Raw genomic sequence first — 19,827 nt, 5'->3', positions numbered from 1 at the left:
GACGGTCACCTTTGACGTCGGAGAGGGTGAAGGCGAAACGCGATGTCGGTCGCGTCACGCAGCATGGGCAGCTTTGAAATCAACCGATTTCCCGGTGGCCACCATGCGAGCGTGGAAGTCAGCGCTGAGCTCGGCGAGCGTCACCGCCTTGAGTCGGCCAATCAGCAGCGCCTCTGCCTCCCGGAAGGCGGCGTCGAGCGCGCAGTTGACCGCCTGCTCGACAAGACAGCCCGGCGCCTCGGTTCGGTGGCCCAGCGCGAACAATGCCGGTTCCCCGAGTGCCGAATACACGTCGAAGAGCGTGACCGAGCCAAGGTCGCAGGCGATCGTCCAGCCACCGCCATGGCCCTTTTCCGACCGGACAAAACCGGCATCACGCAAACCTGCCATGATTCGGCGAATGACGACCGGGTTGGTCTGCATCGCCTTGGCCATCGTCTCCGATGTTACCGGCCCGTCGGCTTCGGCTAGGTGGAGCATGACATGCAGCACACCCGACAATCTACTGTCTCGTTTCATGCAACTCATTATGTTGCGAGTGCGGCGCGAGTCAACGGCGCTTTGAGATCGCATCGCGGTTGGGCGCATTTCGAAACGGGGGCGCTTCGCACAGGACCCGTAATTTGAGCCAATTGGGGAGCGAGATTCCGGCGCCCTCGGGTCAGTTGACTGAGATCTCGCCGCTACGCATCAGCGGGCCCGGGATTGGCGACCGGCCGATGGCCACCTGCGAGATCCCGCATCGACGTTGACCATGCCGGCGCGCAGCCGGTCGAAGCGCGCCGGCCTGCTCATTTGTGTGGGACATCTTCAAAGCGGGGCGCCCGGGCGAAGTCCGCTTTCCCGAACGGACGATCATGGAAGAGATAGCCATAGTAGAAGACACGCAGCCGCTGGTGGAAGGCACGGATCCGGTCCTGGTAGGCGAGTTGTGCGCTTAGATCGGTACGCGCCAGTCTGGTCAACAGCGCCTGTGCGCCGACCGATGGCAGCACCCAGCCAAGCGCCCGCCCCGCGGCATCGCGGCGTTCCAGACCGGTGCGATAGGCACGGACACGCTGCGCCACGCTGTCGTCGCCATTCTGATGAAAGGCGAGATACCATTTATAGTGGAACTCGGAGCCCAGTGGCGGCGAGTCCGACCATTCCGGATGGTTGGCATAGAAGCGACGCATCGTATCCTCGTGCGGGATATCCCATGCGTGGTTTACCGCCTCGCGCTGCGCCAGCGCGATTTCCGCGCCCTGATTGACGGGAACGGCGGTGTTGATGGCGACGTTGGCCAGCGTCGGCACGATCAGCACCAGCACCAGCCATGCCGCTGCGAGGCTGGCCGCATTCGCGACAGAGCTCCAGCGCAGGCGATCCACAAGGGCGGCAAGCCCGATCCAGAACAGCAGGTACGCAGCAATGAGCGCGAGTATGATCAGGATCGCGCCGGCGGAAACGCCCTCGAGCGCTGCCGCGACAAGGAACGGCACGCCGAGCACGAGCCACAACAGGCCCAGCCGCACCCCGGTACGGCGGCGCCATAGCGTCCGACCACCTTGCGGAAGCGCTTCAAGCATTCGCTGCCGTCCTGCTTCGCGTTCGCCGGCGACCAGATCATGGAAGAGCGCGATGACGAATAACGGTGCGAGAAACACCAGCACGAAGGCGAAGTCGAACCGTCCCGGCAGCGCCAGTTCGGGGTTGAAGGTGTCGCCGTCGTAAATCTGAGCCTCGAGCCCCAAGGCGCGGACGCGCAGGATATAGGGCGCGACGTCGCGCATCCCGAGCGCTGCGAAGGCCAGCGGGGATGGCGCGTCCCAGGTCGGGTGGAAGCTGTAATAGGCGGCGCTGCCCGCGTCCTTTTCCTTGTCCACCCAAGCAGCGATGGCGCCGATGTCCTGCGCTTGTGCCGCTGGAATCGCGGCGATGGCGGCGCGCTGACGACCGACCTCCGCCATGCCGGCGGTCAGTGCGGCGATCGTAAGAAGCCCTAACAGGACGAGGGCAAAAACGGTCAGCCGCTGGCGAAGCAGCAGGCGGAACTCATGTGCGAAGAGGTTCATCGACGCGCTCCCAGCCGGCGGGTGGCGAAGGCCAGGAGCAGGCTGGCAATCGCAAGCCACCCCATCACCATTATCAGCCCGGGCAGCGCACCTCGAGCAAGGCTTGCGCCACTTGGCGGCTCGAACGCGAAGTCCGGTATCGCCTTCCAGTTCCCCGCGGTTACGCGCGAGCGCCGGTCCGCGTCTGCGTCCTCGGCGGTGTCGTCGGCATAGCTCACGGCATCTTGTTCCAGCGCATTCAGCCGCTGCACGAGCGCGTAGCGATAGGCTTCCGCCTGATCCAGAAACCGGCGATGTCCGGCCATGTCCGTGCCCGCGGCCGCCATCGACAGCGAGCGTATGGCAATGGCAGGACTAAGAACCCCCGCCGCGTCGACCAGTCGGTTCTGGCGCGCCTGCGCAGCATAGCTCTCGCCCGTATAGCGGTCGAAAAGGGTCGTGCTCAGCCGCTCCCCTTCCAGCGCCAGCACGCCCTTATAGTTGACCGGCAGCGCCTCGATCGTCTTCACGCCATAGCGGTCGAGCACCGACTGCTTGAACTTGGCGAAGTGCGGATCGTCCGGATTATGGCTGTCGCCAAGCTGGCGCAGGTCGCGCGCGATCGCGACATCGGTCTGGAGGCGATTGCGCAGCGGCACCGATGCGCTCGCGACGTCCGGCGCCACACGTGGCAGCAGGATCACTGTCACCGCCCAGAGCGCGACGAGTGCGAGCAGCGCGTCGCGGCTGCGTCCCACCATTGCAGACACGAGCAGGATGACGACGACCCACAAGGCGAGATAGGCGAAATAGCCCAGCGCTATCGTCAGCATCGGTAGCGCGAGCGCGCCCGGCTGCCCTGCGATCAGAAGGAAGCCGATCATCGCCGGCAATCCGGCAAATATCGCCACAATGCCGAGTGCCATGAGCTTGCCGCGCACCACCTGCCCCCGGGTCGCGCCCTGCAGCATCAACACGCGAAGCGTGCCACGCTCGGTTTCGCGCGCCAGGGCGCCATAGCCGAGGAAGATCAGCAGCAATGGCGCCACGATCTGCAGGACAAAGGCTGGGGTAAGCTGGCCGAAGCGCACCAACAGCGAGCTTTGGCGTACATCGCCAAAATTGGCGGTATTCTGGCGGTGGCCCTCAAGGAACATGCTGTTGCCGGTGAAAGCATCGACCCCTGGATCGAATGCAGCGAGCGGACCCAGCGGGCGAAAGATGAAATGGCCATAATGGACAACCCGGTGCGGGTGCCGGTCGGGCTGCGCCTTGAACGCAGCCTCCGCCGCGTGCGCGTGTCGGGCGCGCAACTCGGCAATGCCGCGCTGGTGCGACCAGGAGCTCGCGACCGCGACGAGCGTGAGCAGCACGAGCAGGATGAACGCGATCACCGCGACGCGGTTGCGCATCATCAGCCTTAGCTCGTCGCGTGCGATCAGGCTGGTGGCACTCATGCCGCTACCACCCCGCTCTCGGCCTGGAAACGGGCATGGAGCGCGCGAACATCGAACCGCTCAGGGCCGCTTGCCGCCACGTCATCGGTCACACGTCCGGCCTCAAGGAAGGCGATACGGTCAGCGACGTCGGCCGCAGAGAGAAGATCGTGCGTAACCATCAGCACCGCTGTGCCGCGATCCCGAACCTGCGCGACCAGTGCGTTGAAATCCGCGGTTGCACGCGGATCAAGGCCCGAGGTCGGCTCGTCCAGCAGCAGCACCGGCACCTTGCGTAGAAGAGCAACTGCGATCGCTACCTTCTGCCGCATGCCCTTCGAGAATCCGCTCAGGCGTTGATTCCAGGCCCGCTCCTGCAGGCCGGCAGCGCCAAGAGCGTCGCTGATGCCGCCGCGATCCTGTCTTTCGTCGGAAAGTGCGAGGAGATACTCGGCATTCTCTACGGCGCTCAGATGCTCATAGAGCGCGACGTTTTCAGGGAGATAGGCGATCCGCCGACGCACTGTATCGGGATCGGCGCCGGGATCAATCCCGCAAACCGAGACAGTCCCAGACTGCGGTTTGACGAATCCGAGTAGCGCGGCCAAAGTCGTCGACTTGCCTGCGCCGTTACCACCCAGCAATGCCGTGATGCTGCCTTCCGGTACCGACAGGCTAAGCCCACGCAGGACCTGCTGTGCGCCATAGGCCAAAGCGACGTCCTTGAGCAGGATAGCTGGCTGAGATTGCTCCATCTTCATCTCCACAAAAATCCAGCGACCACAAAGTCCCCGCCGCACGACACGATATACCATATCCATTGACGCCATCGCCTGCCGAAGGCAAGCGGCCACTGGGTGTGGCCGCTGCGGCTACCGGCCCTTGCTTCAAGTGGCACGATCAGGATATGATGTACCATGTCATCAGCAAAGACACCGATGCGGAACCTCATTCTGCCCGCCGGGACGGCACGCTTGGGTATGTCGGTGCCGGCATCGGCCTGCGACCGCCATTTGTTGGGCGGGTTCCAGCGATTCAATACGTTCGCGGTCGCGGAGCCGATGTTCCTGTGAGACCAGACCCGCACGTCATTTGATGGCATATGTCCTGGAAATATGCGGGCTCGAATACGGCTACGATGCTCGATCTGTCCTTGACGGGTTTGATTTCGCGCAGCGGGCCGGCGAGCACCGCGTCCTGCTGGGCCCCTCCGGATCCGGCAAGACAACGCTGATCCATCTGATCGCGGGGCTGCTGAGCCCTCGCCGCGGTTCGATCCTCGTCGACGGCGAGATGATCAGCGACCTGCCCCCCGTCGAGCGCGACGCGCTTCGCCGCCGCACGATCGGCGTGGTGTTCCAGACATTGCGCCTCGTCGCAGCGCTGGATGTCACGCAGAACCTGCTGCTCGCCCAGCGCCTCGCCGGCCAGAGGCGGGATCAGGGCGAGGTGAAGGCACTGCTTGGCGAACTCGGTCTTTTGCACCGCGCCCACGCCCGGCCGCGCGAGTTGAGCCAAGGCGAAGCCCAGCGCGCGGCGATCGCGCGCAGTCTCGTGACCCGGCCCAAACTCCTTATCGCCGACGAGCCCACGTCCGCGCTCGATGACGCCAATGCCGAGCGCGTCGCCCGCCTGCTGATCGATACCGCCAACGCGCAGGGCTCGACGCTGCTCGTCGCGACGCACGACGCGCGGATCAAGGCGTTCATTCCCGGCGCGGTGACGCTCGCGCCGGCGGCTGAGGCGGCATGATGTTCGGCCTGGCGCTTGCCTATCTGCGCGACCGGGCGCTCACGACCACGCTCAACGTCGTGCTCCTCGGCCTTGCGGTAGCGACGCTTGCGATCCTGCTGCTCTTCTCCACTCAGCTGACCGATCGGCTGGAACGCGATTCGCAAGGCATCGATCTGGTGGTGGGTGCGAAGGGATCGCCGCTCCAGCTGATCCTGTCGAGCATCTATCAGATCGACGCGCCCACCGGGAACATCCCGCTCGACAGCGTCGCGCTTCTGCGCCGCGATCCCACGGTGGCGCGCGTGGTTCCGCTGGCGATGGGCGACAGCTTTCGCGGCTATCGGATCCTCGGGACCGAACCGTCCTATATCGACCTCTACGGCGCCAGGCTAACACAGGGCAGGAGCTTCGAGGCGTCGGGTGACGCAGTTCTCGGCGCCACGGTCGCGCGCGCGCTCGGCGCGGGGATCGGTCAGAAATTCGTCGGCAGTCATGGCTTTGGCGAAGGCGAAGGCGTCACCGGCCACGACGAGCATCCCTTCACCACTGTCGGGATCCTCGCCCCCACAGGAACCGTGATCGATCGCCTCATTCTGACGCCGATCGAAAGCGTCTGGGATGTTCATGGCATCGGCCACGATCAGCGCGAGGAAGGCACCGAGCATCACGGGGACGAGGCGGACCGGGACGAGCATGGTCAGGAACCCGAGTTGATCGGTGCTGCAGGGACGCTCGAGCCGGAAGTCACCGCGCTCCTCGTTACCTATCGCTCGGCACTTGGCGCCGTGCGCGTTCCCAGTTTCGTCAACCGTCAGACCAACATGCAGGCTGCAGTGCCGGCGCAGGAGACCGCGCGGTTGCTTCAATTGTTCGGCGCGGGGATCGAGGGTGCACGGCTGTTCGCGTGGCTGCTCGCGGCGACCGGGGGTCTTGCGATCTTCGTCGCGCTCCTCAATGCCGCCCAGGCCCGCGAAGCCGATCTGGCGCTGCTTCGTGTCATGGGCGCCACGCGTCAGGCGGTGTTCGGCACGATCTTGCTGGAAGGGCTGCTGACAGCTGCGGCCGGCACGGTGCTCGGGCTGGTTTCGGCGCATGCCCTTCTCGCTGCGGCACGCGCCTTATTCCCGCCGCTGGCAGAGATCGGGCTCGATCCCTGGCTGCTCCATCCCGGGGAGGCCGTGATTGCCGGCGGCGTGCTGGCGATCGGTGTCGTCGCGGCGCTGATTCCCGGGCTCCGCGTATTCGGGGCCGATCTCGCCCGAACGCTCGCACGGGCGCAATAAGAGGTGCGCAACATGAAGCATATGGTCGCTGCCGCTCTCCTTCTCGGCCCGATGCTCGCCCTGCCGGCGAACGCCCAGCTGATCGGGGGCGGGCCCAAACAGAGCCTGAAGGATGTGTGGAAGCCCGCCGCTACCCCGACGGGCGGCACCCCCTGGCGCCTTCTGGAAAGCACGACCGAGACCCAGCGCGTAGCTGCAGGCGTGATCTATTCAAAGCCCGTATTTCCGGTCGCGGTGAAGGCGCTCGCGGGGAAGGAAATCAGAGTCGCCGGCTGGATGATGCCACTCGACAAGGCAGCACGCCAAAAGCGCTTCGTCCTGCTTGCCTATCCCCCTGGATGCCCCTTCCACTTCCATGCGATGCCCAACCAGTTCATCGAAGTGCTCGCACCCGCCGGGGTGCCGCTCAATGAGCGCGACCCGCTGGTGATCGCGGGCACCTTGCAGTTGACCGGCCAGGACGAGAGCGGGATTTTCTATCGTCTGGTGAACGCGCGGAAGGTTTGACGATGCCTTATGCGAAAGGTGACCGCCTCGGTGGTCTTTGGCGTTCGTGCAATGCGCGTTCCAATAGCCGAGACGGCTAGCTGGGGGGATTGTCGACGCGCGCCCGCCAGTTGTATCGGCCACATAATCGCCGTGCGAGAAAGGGGACATCGATCGTGACGCCACGTGCCGCCATCCAGCAGATTGCACGCATGGTTCGGGACGATATCCGCTCGGGCGAATTGTCGCCTGGGGCCCACAGCGTCGGAGAGATGCTGGCGGCGCAACCCGAAGCCTTGTTGCTGATCGTCGATCTCACCGGTGCCGAAGGGCGCAAGAAGCGGCCCGACGCAGCGATGCATCACGCATATTCGTTCATGCTTGGCCAGGCTCTCGACCGGCTGCGTCAGCGAAGCGAATCCGGCAACGGCCACGCGACCAGGGCCATGGAGAATGTCAGGGCCGCGATCGCTCAGCAGATGCGGTCGGGCAAGCTCGCGGCGACGGCAGCGATGGCGCTTGTCTCGGCATTTTCACGGGCTGGGATTGAGGTGGGCGAAGATATCCGCAGCGCAATGGATCACGCGATGATCCAGACCGGCGCTGATCACCAGAATCTCCCGCCGCCAGATGCCGCCGAGATGCTGAAGGACTTGGTGAAAGCCTGTGAGGGCGACCCATTCCTGATCCAGAGCCAGTTCGCCGAATTGACGGCAGCCATGCCTGTCGGGCTGCAACTCAGCCTGTTGGAAGGACTCGTCCTCGCCGACGATTCCAGCCTGCGCGAGGCCGCTATCGGTTGGCTTCTTGCAGAACCCGCGATCGCTACGCCCTTGGCGTCCATGATCGAAGAGACCGCCAGACAAGGGCTTGTATCCGCAGCGTCGGTTACGAACCTCATGCTGATCCGCAACTGGGTGTCGGAGGATCGGCGCGCTGCGATCGACGCGATCATCAGAGCCGCGCGCGTTGTCGGGTCGGTGCCGGAGAAGCGCCGCGCAATTCAGGTCAGGGAACTTCTGATATCCGAGCGCGACGGGGCGGGAGCCCAAAGCATATTCGCATCGATCAAGCAGGGCAGAAAGAACGGGCTGGTATCGATCCTGATCAAACAGGGCCATGGCGTGCGGGACGCCTGGGTAGCGCCCTCGCTAAGCAGGCCCGAGATCGAAGACATGCTGGACCATATTGCGTCCGAGATGTCGGTCCATGAAACGACGGCCGAAGACACGGCCTTTATCCTGAGCAGCGCCCTGGCGGATGGCTCGCCCAATTCGCCACCGCCGTTTGGCCTCGTTCAGGCTATCACGCTTCTCGGGCTCTCGGATGTCGCGGCCAAGTCTGTGTCGGTGGAGGATCTCGTTGCCTTGATGCTCTCGGACGCCGACGCTGCGGCAACCGATGCCAAGGCGGTGGAAAAGGCGGTGCGCGCCTCGGGCCGGTGGCTTGCGACCAACCCTCAGCTCGATTCCTGGTTTGAGAATGGCGACGACGTTGCCGCCGCGATCAAAGGCAGGCGCAAGATCGAAGACCGGATCGCCGCGATTATCGACAAGGTACTGGAACCGAACCGGGCCTATTGGGCCAGCGTCATCGCCTGGAGTGCATTCGCACAGCGCGGTGACGGCCACGATTCGGACTGGATCGAAATGGCGCTCGTCGCTCGCGAAATGATTTCGGAGCGCCCTCTGACCGAGATTCCACTAGTGCGCTCCATCGCAATGCAAACGGTGGAGGCTGCCCGGACCTGATCAGCGAACCAGCTGGGCGCGGAATACGCAATGCGGAACCTGCGCCTTCATCGCGTGAACTGGAATATCCGCACCACGGGGCCGGTCCGCGCGCCTGGCACAGGGCGAATAACGGCGACCTGACGCCCCGCGCCGATCAGCGCGCTGTAGCGATCCAGCTCGCCCGGAAAGCGCGCCGGATCGTCGGCATAGCCGTCGATATGGGTGAGGACCGCGAAATCGGCGCGGCACCCGGGCAACTGCGCCGCATCGACATGCGCGACATCGACCACCGACCGCCCCGACCGCAGCGTCTCCACCCGCGAATAGCGTATTTGCGTCGACAGGATATCGCGCGCATCGACGCACCCCGCCGCGCCCAGCGGGAAGCGGAACCGCCACGGCCCGCCGAGCAGGTCGAACGCTCCATGCTCCACCAGGATGCTGCGCCCCGGCGGCACATGCGCCCGCACCCAGGCGCTGGCCACCTGCCGCGTATCCACTGCCCGCTCGACAGCGGCACTCCGCGCGGCGGTGAGCATCGGTAGCAGCAGCGCGATCGCGGCAAGCGCCTCGACCCCGGACAGCCGAAGGCCCAGCCGGGCGCGGACCGCGTCCGCCACTCCGCACAGCCCCGCCGCCGCCGCCAGCGCGACGAAGGGCAGCAGCGGCACGACCCACCGCTCCCACAGCAGCGCCTGCGCGCCGATGACGATCAGGAAAGCCAGCGCGCCGGGCGCCACCGCCACGACGTCCGCGCGCCGGCGCGCAATCGCGCCGACCAGCCCCACCGCTGCCAGCGCCAGCCCCGCCGCCCCGAACGACTGCAACAGCGGATTCGCCGCGTACCAGCCGAGATTGGCCAGAAACCCGCCCCCATTAGCACCCGGATGCGCCGTCCGCGCCTCACCCGCCAGGTTGCGCAACACCGTCGGGTAATCGAGCAGCAGATAGGGCGACGCGATGCACAGCGCCGCTACTGCCGCCACCGGGATCAGCACCGCGCGCCGCGCCGCGCCGCGATCCCACCAGCTCCGGTATAGCGTGGCGCACAGCGGGTTGAGCACGATGATCGCCGCCGGCCACTTGGTCGCGCAGGCAAGCCCCGCCCATATCCCCGCGAACAAATAGTCGCGCGCACGCCCCTCGCGCACGATGCCCAGCGCCGACAGCGTGCACAACAGCATGAACACGCTCGCCTGCACATCGGTGCGGATGATCTGCGAATAATGGATATGCACGGCGTTGACCGCGAGGAACCCCGCCCCGACCAGCCCCAGCCGGGTCCCGCCCAGCCGCTTGCCAAGCCGATAGACCAGCCACACACAGGCGACGCCGCACGCCACGATCAACCACCGCGCCGGCAGGAACAGGATGCCGGGATCGCGATACACTGCCGCGACAAACGCATCGGCATCGGCGAACCGCCCGGTCAGCACGCCCCCGCCCCCCACCGCCAGCAGCACCAGCGCGAGGCTGTAGAAAGTGATCGTTGCGGGATGCCCGAACCAGCCCGGATTCAGGCTGTGGTTCCGCAGCATGTCGAGCGCGGTCATCATGAACAGCGGCTCGTCCGGATCGTTGAGCGCGGGCAGCCCAAAGCCCACGCCGTCCAGCCGCAGACCCGTGGCAGCCGCCAGGATCAGCATCAGGAGCAGCCTCTCGCCCCAGCGGGCGAAGCCGCGATTACGGGCAGGGGTGATCGATTTCGTCATGGTGTCGAATGCATGACGTGGAGCGACGATGAAAACCGTAATCCTGGCTGGCGGATTGGGCACGCGGCTCGGCGAAGAGACGAACGTGCGACCGAAGCCGATGGTCGAGATCGGCGGCATGCCGATCCTGTGGCATATCATGAAGATCTATTCGTCGTTCGAATTCAACGACTTCGTGATCTGCCTCGGCTATAAGGGCTATCTGATCAAGGAGTTCTTCGCGAACTATTTCCTCCACACGTCGGACGTGACCATCGACCTGCGCGGCGGCAACGGGATGGAGGTGCATTTCGCCCGCAGCGAGCCGTGGCGGATCACGCTGGTCGAAACCGGCGCGCAGACGATGACCGGCGGCCGGCTGGCGGCGATCCGGCAATATCTCGATCCCGACAAGCCGTTCTGCTTCACCTATGGCGACGGTGTTGCCGATATCGATGTCGGCGCGCTGGTCGGGTTCCACAACAGCCATGGCGCGCGCGCCACGATCACATCGGTCACGCCGCCGGGCCGCTTCGGCGCGCTGGAGTTCGACGGCGACCGGGTGACCGATTTCCGCGAAAAGCCCGCCGGGGACGGCGGGCGGATCAATGGCGGGTTCTTCGTCGCCGATCCCAGCGTGCTCGACCTGGTCGACGGCCCGGAAACCGTGTGGGAGACCGGCCCGCTGGAACAGCTGGCGCGCGGCGGCGAACTGATGAGCTATCGCCATGACGGCTTCTGGCAGCCGATGGATACGCTGCGCGACAAGGTGCACCTCGACGAACTCTGGCGATCGGGCGCCGCGCCGTGGAAGCGCTGGTGAGCGGCGGCTGGGCCGGGCGCCGGGTGCTCGTGACTGGGCATACCGGGTTCAAGGGCAGCTGGATGAGCCTGTGGCTGCACGCGATGGGCGCCGACGTCACCGGCTTCGCGCTCGCCCCGCCGAGCGACCCGAGCCTGTTCGACGCGGCGCGGATCGGCGACGTTGTCACGCATGTCCAGGGTGACGTCCGCGATCTCGACGCGGTGCGCACGGTGGTGGCGGCCAGCCGGCCCGAAGTGATCTTCCACCTCGCCGCACAGCCGCTGGTCCGCCTGTCCTATGCCGAGCCGGTCGAGACCTATGCCACCAATGTGATGGGCACGGTGCACCTGCTCGACGCCGCGCGGCTCGTGCCCGGCGTGCGGGCGATTGTCTGTGTCACCAGCGACAAATGCTATGAGAACCGCGAATGGGTGTGGCCCTATCGCGAGGGCGATCCGATGGGCGGCCATGATCCGTACAGCAGCAGCAAGGGCGCGGCTGAACTGGTCGTCTCCGCATGGCGGCGTTCGTTCTTCGCGGACGGGGGCCCGCTGCTCGCGTCGGTGCGCGCCGGCAACGTGATCGGCGGCGGCGACTGGGCGAGCGACCGGCTGCTTCCCGACCTGATCCGCGCCTTTGAAGCGGGTGTCGCCCCGCTGGTCCGCGCGCCCGATGCGGTGCGCCCGTGGCAGCATGTGCTGGAAGCGCTGGGCGGCTATATCCAGATTGCCGAGCAGATGCTGGCCGGCGACGCGCGCTTCGCCGATGCGTGGAATTTCGGCCCCTCGGACGAGGATGCCCGCCCCGTCTCGTGGATCGTCGCGCGGATGCGCGCGGCCTGGGGCGGCAACGCTGCCGACGCTGTGGCGGATACCGGCCCGCGTCCGCATGAGGCCGGGCTGTTGCGGCTCGACTGTTCGAAAGTGCGCGCGGCGCTCGGCTGGCGTGCTGCGCTCTCGCTGGAACAGGCGCTGGACTGGATCGTGGCATGGCACCGCGCGATCGGGGACGGCGCCGACGCCCGCGCCGTCACTCTCGCCCAGATCGCCGACTACCGCACGCTTTCCAGCCGCCTGGTCACGCGCTCCGCCGCTTGAGGCGAGGCGCTGGCAAGCGTCAGCATGTTGCCCAGCCGCAGGCCGATCGACACACTCGGCAACGGCACGCGATCGACCTTCAACCCGATGCTCCACGCCGTCTGCCGCGCGAGGAAATCGATCGGGAAATGGTTGCGGCTACGCTCCACGGCGATGGCGCCAAAGCCGGTGCGGGTGAGCAGGCTGCGGATCGTGGCCGGGTTATACAGTTCGGGATGCTGCAGGCAGAAGGGCGGCCACCGCTCGCCCATCAGCCGGCGCAGCAGCGAGCTTTCGTCATGCGTGACGATCATCAGCGTGCCGCCGGGGCGCAGCTTCGCCCGAATCTGGGCCAGCGTCGCGCGCGGATCGAGCAAATGGTCGAGCACATGCACCATCACCGCCAGCCCGACCGATCCGTCGGGCACCGCGCTGAAATCGTCCATGTCCGCCGACAGCGTGGCCGGTCGGCCCCCGGTTGCCGCGCGCAACGGGTCGTGGATCGCGCGATTGGGTTCGAACAGCCAGAAATGGTCGAACGCCCCCTGCGCCGCCGCCGCCGAGACGATATGGCCGATGTCGGGGCCGACCTCGAGATAGCCGCCCGCCAGCCCGCCGCGCCGCGCCGCCGCCTGGAAATAGCCGCGCTGGGTGGCCGCGATCGCGGCGCTCGGCACCAGATCCATGTTGGGCGCCATATCCGAATAGAGATCCGCCAACTGGCCGGGCCCAAAGAACACGGGATTGTACAACAGCCCGCACGCGGCACAGCGATGATAGGAGAAGAACAGCTTCTCCTTGAACAGCCCCGACCAATAGGGGCGCAGCGATTCCAGCGTGATGCCCTCGGCCCTTCGCCGGCTATGGACTTCTTCGCGCGCGTCGGTGGCGCCGCACATCGGACAGGCGCGGTGCAGGAATTCACTAGTCTTCATCGCCGTTCCCCACTCGACCGAAAGGTGATTTGGCTGTGCCAGAAATAGCTGCCGACGATCAGGACGGCAGTGAACGCAAGCTGGGCCAGCACCGGCGGCACCCCGCCCAGCTCGACCAGCAGCGGCAGCGCGGCCCAGTTCGCCGCATAGTTGAGCAGATAGAAGCTGGAGAAGCTGCCGAACTCGCGCGCCAGATTGCCATGCGTGCGGAACACGCCCAGCTTGTACGTCGTAAAGGCGAAGCACAGGCTCAGCGCCTGCGCGATAGCCAGCGCCAGCAGATAGTGGCTGTGCAGCGTCTGCGAACTCCACAACAGCAGCGGATAGATCGCGATGCCGAACCCGGTATTCGCCGCCCCCGCGATCAGGAAGCGCAGCGACCGGGCGCGGCGCCCCTTGGCCATCGCGGTCATTCCTCCTCCCACAGCGCAATCCGCATATTCTCGCGCAGCACTTCGCGCGGCAGGAACGGCGACAGGTCCTCCAGCGCCGGCGACGTGATCCGTCCATCGGGATGCGCCTTTGCCCCTAATTTGGGCGCAAAGCCGACCGCGTCGTCGATCATCAGTTCGCACAGCACCGGGCCGTCCGCCGCCAGCGCCGCCGCGATCGCGCCGGGCAGGTCGGCGTGGTTGGCGGCCCGGAAATAGCTGAAGCCGAATGCCGCCGCGACTTTGCCGAAATCGGGGAAGGTCACGTTGCTCTTGGGGCCCCCGCCCACTTCGACGCCGTCGAAGAAGTTGCGCTGCGTCTGGAATACGGAAACATAGCCGCTGTTGTTGATCAGGAAGACCTTCACCGGCAGCTTGTTGCCGGCGATGGTCTGCATCTCCTGCAGGTTCATCATGATGCTGCCGTCGCCGGCGATGGCGATCACGCGCCGCTGCCCGCCGGTCGCGGCGCAGACGCCGATCGCGGCGGGCAGGTCATAGCCCATCGTCGCGCTGCCCGAATTGGTCCACAGCCGCTGGCCGCGCTGGATCTCCGCCGCCTGGAAGCTGACCACGCACGCGCTGCCATTGCCGGTGACGACCACATCGTCCGCGCCCAGCTGATCGAACAGCGTGTCCATCGCGACATAGGGGTGTATTCGCGTCGGATGCGCGTGATATTCGGGCAGCACCGCCGGGAAACGCCGCACGCGTTCGCGCGCCCAATCCAGCCACTCGCCCTGCGCCGCGCTCGGCCCGGCATAGGGCTGTGCCAGCAGCGCGGGGATCAGCTCGGCCAGATCGGCGACCACGGGCATGTCGGGCACCACTGTCGGCTTGCGCAGTTCGACGGGGTCGATATCGACCCAGATCTTGTACGCCTCGCGCGCGAAGCTCTGCCAGTTATAGCTGACCTGGCGGATGTTCAGCCGGCTGCCCAGCACCAGCAACAGGTCCGCGCTCTGCGTCACCATGTTGCCGCCGCGATCGCCCACCGTGCCCGGACGCCCGGCATAGAGCGGGTGATCGTTCCACAGCACGTCATGCGCGTTCCAGCCGGTCACCACCGGCACGCCGAGCCTCTCGATCAGGCGCAGGAAATCGTCATACGCGCCCGACAGCCGCACGCCGCCGCCCGCGAACACCACGGGGCGCTGTGCCGCCTGCAACCGCTCCAGGATCGCCGCTGCCGCCGCCGACAGGTCGGTCGCGCGCCAGGGCTCTTTCAACTCGGCGGGGTCGAAGCCCGGCAGGTCGTCCGGGTCGATCATCGCCGCCTGAACGTCGAGCGGGATGTCGACCCATACCGGCCCCGGCCGCCCGCTGGTGGCAAGGTGCAGCGCCTTTTCCAGATGGTGGCGGATCATCCGGGGATCGTTGACCATCACGGCATATTTGGTGATCGGGCGCACCAGTTCCTCGATGTCGAGTTCCTGGTCGCCGAACTGGCGCAGCGGCAGCCCGGTGGCGCGCACCGTCGTCTCGCGCTTCACCTGGCCCGACAGGACCAGCATCCCCACCGAATCCACCCAGGCGCCATAGACGCCGGTGATCGCATTGGTGCCCCCCGGCCCCGAGGTGACGTTGACCACCGCCAGCCGGTTGGAAAAGCGGTAATAGGCCTCCGCCGCCATCGCCAGCGCCTGTTCGTGGTGCGTGAACGTCGTGCGCAGCCCCGGATGCGTGCCCAGCGCGTGGTTCAGGTGCATCGCGCCGCCGCCGGTGAGCATGAACACGTCGCGGATGCCGCGCGCGGCGAGTTGATCGGCCACCCAGGCCGCAAGCTTGATCTTGGTCATGATTTCCATCCGTTCGACAGCGCAGTGCGCCGGATCGCCTCGTCGAGGCCGATAGTGGGAGACACGCCCAGCGCGCTGCGGATCGCGTTGGTCGCGGGCACATAGCGCCCGGCATTCCAGCCGGGATCGGGCCGCCCGAGTATCTCGACGCCGGGGCCGTTCAGCACCGTGGCGGTGCGCCGCGCGAGATCGGCGATCGACACCGCCTCTTCGGAACCGACGTTGAACACCGCGCCGGGCTCGCCGCGCAGCATCAGCGTCCACAGCCACACCGTCAGGTCGGCGGCGTACAGGTAAGAGCGCACGGCCTGCCCGGCCCCTTCGACGCGGATCGTCCGCCCCGCCATCGCGTCGCGAATGAAATTCCCCGCCGCGAAATGGGTGTCGAGCGACAGCAACGGGCCGAGCAGCGCAAAGATGCGGGCGTTGACCACGTCCAGCCCGAATTGCCTGCCATATATCGTGCACAGCATCTCGGCGGCGCGCTTGCCCGCGCCATAGGCCGATCGCGGATCGCGCGGGTCGGGACCGCCCAGCCAGCTTTCGGGCACGTGCGCCGTGTCCGGCGGTTGGACGCCATAGACTGCGCCCGAACTGAGGAAGAAGAACCGCGCCGCCCCGCACGCGACGGCGACATCCAGCGCGTTGCGCGTGCCGGTGACGATCGTGTCGAACATCCGGCGCGGATCATGGGCGTTGAGCGCGGCGCTGGCGTCGGTCGCAGCGTGGATGACATGCGTGAAACGGCCCTCGGGCGGGTCGAACGCAGTCACATCGCCACGCACGACGTGGAATCGCTGCGCCAGATGCGGCGCCCGCGCGGCAAATCCCGCCGGATCGCGGCTGAGCAGCGTCACCGCGACGTCCACATCGGCACGCGCGAGTGCCTCCAGCATCCAGCGCCCGATCAACCCCGTCCCGCCGGTCATGAAGATGCGCGCGCCGTCCAGCCGATGCCAATGCGCCGCCAGCGCGGCGTGCACCGCGCACAGGTCCTGCTCCAGGATCATGCGGCGACGAGCCCCAGCGTGGGTCGGTGCTGGACATGGGCACGGATCACCCGCGCGATGCTGTCCAGCGACAGCGCCCACAGGATCGCGACGACCAGCCCCGGCCGCACGAAATGCCCCACGGCAAGCCCGAAGCTGGGGCTGACCGGCCGTCCGCTCAGCCAACTCTCGAGCGACAGGTCGAGCACGGTCGACAGCGGCCAATCCGCCACGAGGCACAACAGATAGGCGCAGACGATCGCCGTGACTGGCCCGGCGCCGCGCCACGGTTCGAGCAGGACGAGGAACAGCAGGAACGTCTGGGTATAGCCGCCCGGCGACTGGGTGACGAGGAACGCGCCCAGCAGGATCGCCGCCACCCGGTGTGTCGGCAGCGCGCGCGGCTGGAGCCAGGCGGCGGCGAGCGCGGCCAGTGCGATCCCCTGGCTCGCGCGGATCACGATCGGCACCAGCCATTCAATCCCCTCGACAGTGCGCGAGGGCACGAAATCCAGCACCGGGATCTGCGCGTTGCGGACCTGGAGCAGCGGCGCATAGCTGGTCGAATAATGGATCTCGTTCCACACCTGCCCGCCCAGGAATACGACCCAATTGGCCGTGTTGGCCGCGATCTCGCCCGGCGTCCCCCCGCCGACGATCGCCAGCGTCACCAGGTACAGCGCGATCGTGGCGATCCCGGCCAGTTCCAGCGCGCGCCAGTCGCGCTTCACCATGTGGGCGAGCACGGGCAGCAGCAGATAGGGCTTGAAATTGATCGTCGCGGCGGCGGCCGCCGCGCGCCACGCCCGCGACCGCACCAGCGGCCCGTGCGCGAGCACGAAACACGGCAGCGCGACCAAAATTAGATTGCCGCGCTCCAGCGTGAACAACAGCGGCAGCCCGAAGCCGAACGCCAGCCCGCGCATCGCCGCCGTGCGCGGATCCGCGCGGTGAAAGCTCCACCACACCAGCCCCATGTCGAGCAGGTAAAAGCCCAGGATCATCGCCTGCGACAGCCAATCGCAATCGCGCGCGTGGAACGGCGACTGGAGATAACAGCCCGGCAGCGTGACGAGATCGAGAAACGCGAAGGACAGCGGCGGATACACCGTCCGCCACACCGAAAACGCGCCGGGATGGTTCGCCCAATAGGCGGTGTTGAACCAGTCCATGAACGTGTCGTTGGTGTCGAACACGAAGGGCTGGGGCAGGAATCCGGTGTCGCGGAACTGGCCGAGCGTCCACAGCGCGCTCGCCAACACTGCGAACATCAGCAGCAGCTCGGACAGGCGCGCCAGCCGGGCCTTCACGGGCGCTGCACCAGCGTCCGCGCCGCCGGGCGCGCGCGACCGGCGGGGAAGTTCAGCCGCTCCTCCTCGATCACCAGCGGAACGTTACGGCTGCGCTCCGACAGCATCCGCACCTGTTCGCCGATCAGCCCGAGGAACAGCAGCAGCACCGCGAACATCGCAAAGGCGATCGTCAGTTCGAGCAACGGCGACAGCGGGCCGCCCAGAATGATCGCCGCAACGGTCGCCCCCGCCAACGGTACGACGGCGGCGCCCGCGAGCAACGCCAGCGCGATCGGCATCCGCAACAGCGATTTCGCCGACCCGGCCAGCCCGGAGAGCGCAAAGGAATAGAGCGAGGCGAAACCATTCTTGGTTTCGCCCGCCGCGCGTTCCGGGCGATCGAACGGGACCACCGCCAGCCGGAAGCCGCTTTCCACCACCATCCCGCGAAAGAACGGCTCGGGTTCGTTCCATGCCGCCAGCGTGTCCACCACGACGCGATCGAAAAGCCCGAAGCCGGTGACGCCCGGGATGACCGGATAATCGCCGAACCGCCGCAGAAAGGCATAGCCCAGCCGCCGCGTCGCCCCCAGCAGCGGCGATGCCCGCTCCGAACGCCGCTGGCCCAGCACGACCTGCGCCCCCGCGCGCCATTGCCGGACGAACTCGCCGATCAGCGCGGGCGGGTCCTGGAAATCGGCGCACATGCCGATCACTGCCGCGCCCTCGGCCTGGTAAATCCCATAAGTGGGTGAGCGCATCTGGCCATAGTCGCGGTTGTTCAGGATCACGCGGATGCGCGGGTCCTCTGCGCACAGCGCGCGCATTTCGGCGCGGGTGCCGTCGGTGGAGCCATTGTCGATCAGGATGATCTCATGGCTGCCCACATGCGCGCTCGCCGCCGCGCTGACCGCGATACAGATCGCGCGGACATTCGCTTCCTCGTTGAAGCATGGGATGACGATCGACAGCTCGATCGCCACGTCGTCCCAGCTCACTGTCCGGCATCCCGGCGCCGGCCCAGCCCCAGGTCGATGCCGGTCGCGGGCGCATAGATTTCGGTGAACGCCGCCGCCAGCAGCACCAGCAGCAGCAGCGCGACCGCCGATACGTTGAACTTGCGATCCGCGTCCAGCCGGGGCGCCTCGATCAACTGCACGTCCGATGCGGTTTCGGAAGCGAGCGTCTCGACCGCCACTTCCTCCGACGAGCGGGCATAGACTTCGTACAGCGCCTGCGCGAAGCGATAGTCGCGGTACAGGTTCAGATACTCGCCCGACACTTCGGACAGCCCGGCAACGTTGGGCCCTGCGGCGCCGCCGCTCGGCTGGGCGGTACGATCGATCTGGGCGCGCAGCGACGCGATCTCGGACTGGACCGACTGGAGCTGCGGGTTCTCCGGCCCCTGGAACTGGAGCAGCGTCTGCACTTCGACCTGCTTCGCCTGCAACTGCGCCTGCAACCCCGCGCGCAGCGACAGCGCCGACCCAAGCTGCGCCTCGGGCTCGGCCAGGTTGTTGCGACGGCGAAAGGCATTGAGCGCGGCCTCGGCGGTGGCGACGCGCGTACCCGCTTCCTTGAAGCGATCGAGCACCACCTGCCGCTTGCGCAGCACCCGGTCGCGACCCAGCGCCTTGATCCGGCCGCTGATCGCCTGAACATAGGCGCCGGTCAGCGCCTGTGCCTGTGCCGGATCGTGCGTGCGCACCTCGACCTCGACGATCCCGCCGGTCAGCGAATGGATGTCCACCCGCTTGGCCAGCGCGACCCGCGCGGCGTTCGCATCGCCATAGCCGCCCGGCCCGACCAGCTTCAGCCGGGCGATGACCGCGTCGGTGACTTCGGTGCCGCGCGCGATGGCGAGGTACATGTCGATCGGCTGCTTGGCCCCGCCGAGCAGCGCGGCAAACCCCTGAAGCTGCCCCCCCAGCGCGTTCATCATCGAGCTGAGCCCGATGCTGCTGCTGTCCTGCGGCACCAGCTTGGCGCGCGCGACATAGGGCCGTGGAACGACGCACAGCAGCGCCAGCACCAGCGCCACCAGCGCATAGCCAAGGCGCCGATGCCGCGGATTGCCGATCACGGCGGCGAGGTGCGCGACCAT

Annotated in this window: 18 protein-coding genes; 6 read left to right on the top strand and 12 right to left on the bottom strand. The window is 66.8% G+C overall.

Going from position 1 to position 19,827, the window contains the following annotated elements:
• Window positions 1-54 precede the first annotated feature (54 nt).
• The 4 genes from TS85_RS04915 to TS85_RS04900 form a co-directional block, all read right to left on the bottom strand.
• Window positions 55-519: an Rrf2 family transcriptional regulator gene (locus TS85_RS04915; protein WP_044330789.1), complete on the bottom strand. Its 465-nt coding sequence runs from the start codon at window positions 517-519 to the stop codon at window positions 55-57.
• A 272-nt stretch (window positions 520-791) separates the two neighbouring features.
• Complete coding sequence (locus tag TS85_RS04910; protein WP_044330787.1) at window positions 792-2,054, bottom strand: DUF3526 domain-containing protein; 1,263 nt, start codon at window positions 2,052-2,054, stop codon at window positions 792-794.
• Window positions 2,051-3,490: an ABC transporter permease gene (locus TS85_RS04905; protein WP_044330786.1), complete on the bottom strand. Its 1,440-nt coding sequence runs from the start codon at window positions 3,488-3,490 to the stop codon at window positions 2,051-2,053. Before TS85_RS04905 ends, TS85_RS04910 begins: the two co-directional genes overlap by 4 nt.
• Window positions 3,487-4,230 carry an ABC transporter ATP-binding protein gene (locus TS85_RS04900; protein ID WP_407082119.1) on the bottom strand — a complete coding sequence of 248 codons (744 nt, stop codon included), beginning with the start codon at window positions 4,228-4,230 and terminating at the stop codon, window positions 3,487-3,489. The genes TS85_RS04905 and TS85_RS04900 overlap by 4 nt, the downstream gene beginning before the upstream one ends.
• 334 nt (window positions 4,231-4,564) lie before the next feature.
• Between TS85_RS04900 and TS85_RS04895 the strand changes: the two genes are divergently transcribed.
• From TS85_RS04895 to TS85_RS04880, 4 genes are all read left to right on the top strand, one after another.
• Entirely contained in the window at window positions 4,565-5,221 is a 657-nt protein-coding gene (locus TS85_RS04895; protein WP_044330785.1) for an ABC transporter ATP-binding protein, read from the top strand.
• A complete protein-coding gene (locus tag TS85_RS04890; RefSeq protein WP_227698674.1) occupies window positions 5,218-6,486 on the top strand; it encodes an ABC transporter permease in 1,269 nt (422 codons plus the stop codon). Before TS85_RS04895 ends, TS85_RS04890 begins: the two co-directional genes overlap by 4 nt.
• A gap of 12 nt (window positions 6,487-6,498) precedes the next feature.
• On the top strand, window positions 6,499-6,993 hold the full coding sequence (locus tag TS85_RS04885) for a DUF3299 domain-containing protein (protein ID WP_044335870.1): 495 nt from the start codon (window positions 6,499-6,501) through the stop codon (window positions 6,991-6,993).
• Window positions 6,994-7,148: 155 nt separating this feature from the next.
• Window positions 7,149-8,723, top strand: coding sequence for a hypothetical protein (locus TS85_RS04880; RefSeq protein WP_044330783.1), 1,575 nt, complete (start codon window positions 7,149-7,151; stop codon window positions 8,721-8,723).
• A 47-nt stretch (window positions 8,724-8,770) separates the two neighbouring features.
• Here the strand turns inward: TS85_RS04880 and TS85_RS04875 are convergent, their stop codons facing one another.
• Entirely contained in the window at window positions 8,771-10,417 is a 1,647-nt protein-coding gene (locus TS85_RS04875) for an ArnT family glycosyltransferase (protein WP_044330781.1), read from the bottom strand.
• A 28-nt stretch (window positions 10,418-10,445) separates the two neighbouring features.
• On the opposite strand from TS85_RS04875, the gene rfbF reads away from it, so the two are divergent.
• Window positions 10,446-11,219 (top strand): glucose-1-phosphate cytidylyltransferase, encoded by a 774-nt coding sequence (gene rfbF, locus TS85_RS04870; RefSeq protein WP_044330778.1) that lies wholly within the window; start codon window positions 10,446-10,448, stop codon window positions 11,217-11,219.
• A complete protein-coding gene (rfbG, locus tag TS85_RS04865; RefSeq protein ID WP_227698673.1) occupies window positions 11,204-12,298 on the top strand; it encodes a CDP-glucose 4,6-dehydratase in 1,095 nt (364 codons plus the stop codon). The genes rfbF and rfbG overlap by 16 nt, the downstream gene beginning before the upstream one ends.
• Here rfbG and TS85_RS04860 read toward each other — a convergent pair.
• The 7 genes from TS85_RS04860 to TS85_RS04830 are packed head-to-tail and all read right to left on the bottom strand — an operon-like array spanning window position 12,253 to window position 19,827.
• Window positions 12,253-13,212 carry a class I SAM-dependent methyltransferase gene (locus tag TS85_RS04860; RefSeq protein ID WP_077228461.1) on the bottom strand — a complete coding sequence of 320 codons (960 nt, stop codon included), beginning with the start codon at window positions 13,210-13,212 and terminating at the stop codon, window positions 12,253-12,255. The two genes, rfbG and TS85_RS04860, sit on opposite strands and share 46 nt — an antisense overlap.
• Window positions 13,209-13,625 (bottom strand): GtrA family protein, encoded by a 417-nt coding sequence (locus tag TS85_RS04855; protein ID WP_044330772.1) that lies wholly within the window; start codon window positions 13,623-13,625, stop codon window positions 13,209-13,211. The genes TS85_RS04860 and TS85_RS04855 overlap by 4 nt, the downstream gene beginning before the upstream one ends.
• The gene (locus TS85_RS04850; RefSeq protein ID WP_227698672.1) at window positions 13,622-15,442 is read right to left on the bottom strand and encodes a thiamine pyrophosphate-binding protein; all 1,821 of its coding nucleotides are present in this window, start codon (window positions 15,440-15,442) and stop codon (window positions 13,622-13,624) included. Before TS85_RS04850 ends, TS85_RS04855 begins: the two co-directional genes overlap by 4 nt.
• On the bottom strand, window positions 15,439-16,452 hold the full coding sequence (locus TS85_RS04845; protein WP_044330768.1) for an NAD-dependent epimerase/dehydratase family protein: 1,014 nt from the start codon (window positions 16,450-16,452) through the stop codon (window positions 15,439-15,441). Before TS85_RS04845 ends, TS85_RS04850 begins: the two co-directional genes overlap by 4 nt.
• Window positions 16,449-17,741, bottom strand: coding sequence for a hypothetical protein (locus TS85_RS04840; RefSeq protein ID WP_227698671.1), 1,293 nt, complete (start codon window positions 17,739-17,741; stop codon window positions 16,449-16,451). The genes TS85_RS04845 and TS85_RS04840 overlap by 4 nt, the downstream gene beginning before the upstream one ends.
• Window positions 17,738-18,721 carry a glycosyltransferase family 2 protein gene (locus TS85_RS04835; protein ID WP_044330766.1) on the bottom strand — a complete coding sequence of 328 codons (984 nt, stop codon included), beginning with the start codon at window positions 18,719-18,721 and terminating at the stop codon, window positions 17,738-17,740. The genes TS85_RS04840 and TS85_RS04835 overlap by 4 nt, the downstream gene beginning before the upstream one ends.
• Window positions 18,718-19,827, bottom strand: coding sequence for a capsule biosynthesis protein (locus tag TS85_RS04830; protein ID WP_052507749.1), 1,110 nt, complete (start codon window positions 19,825-19,827; stop codon window positions 18,718-18,720). Before TS85_RS04830 ends, TS85_RS04835 begins: the two co-directional genes overlap by 4 nt.

It is taken from the genome of Sphingomonas hengshuiensis (assembly GCF_000935025.1).
Taxonomy (GTDB): Bacteria; Pseudomonadota; Alphaproteobacteria; order Sphingomonadales; family Sphingomonadaceae; genus Sphingomonas; species Sphingomonas hengshuiensis.
Note: the sequence above shows the minus strand (reverse complement) of the source record. Positions and strands in the feature narration are given on the sequence as shown.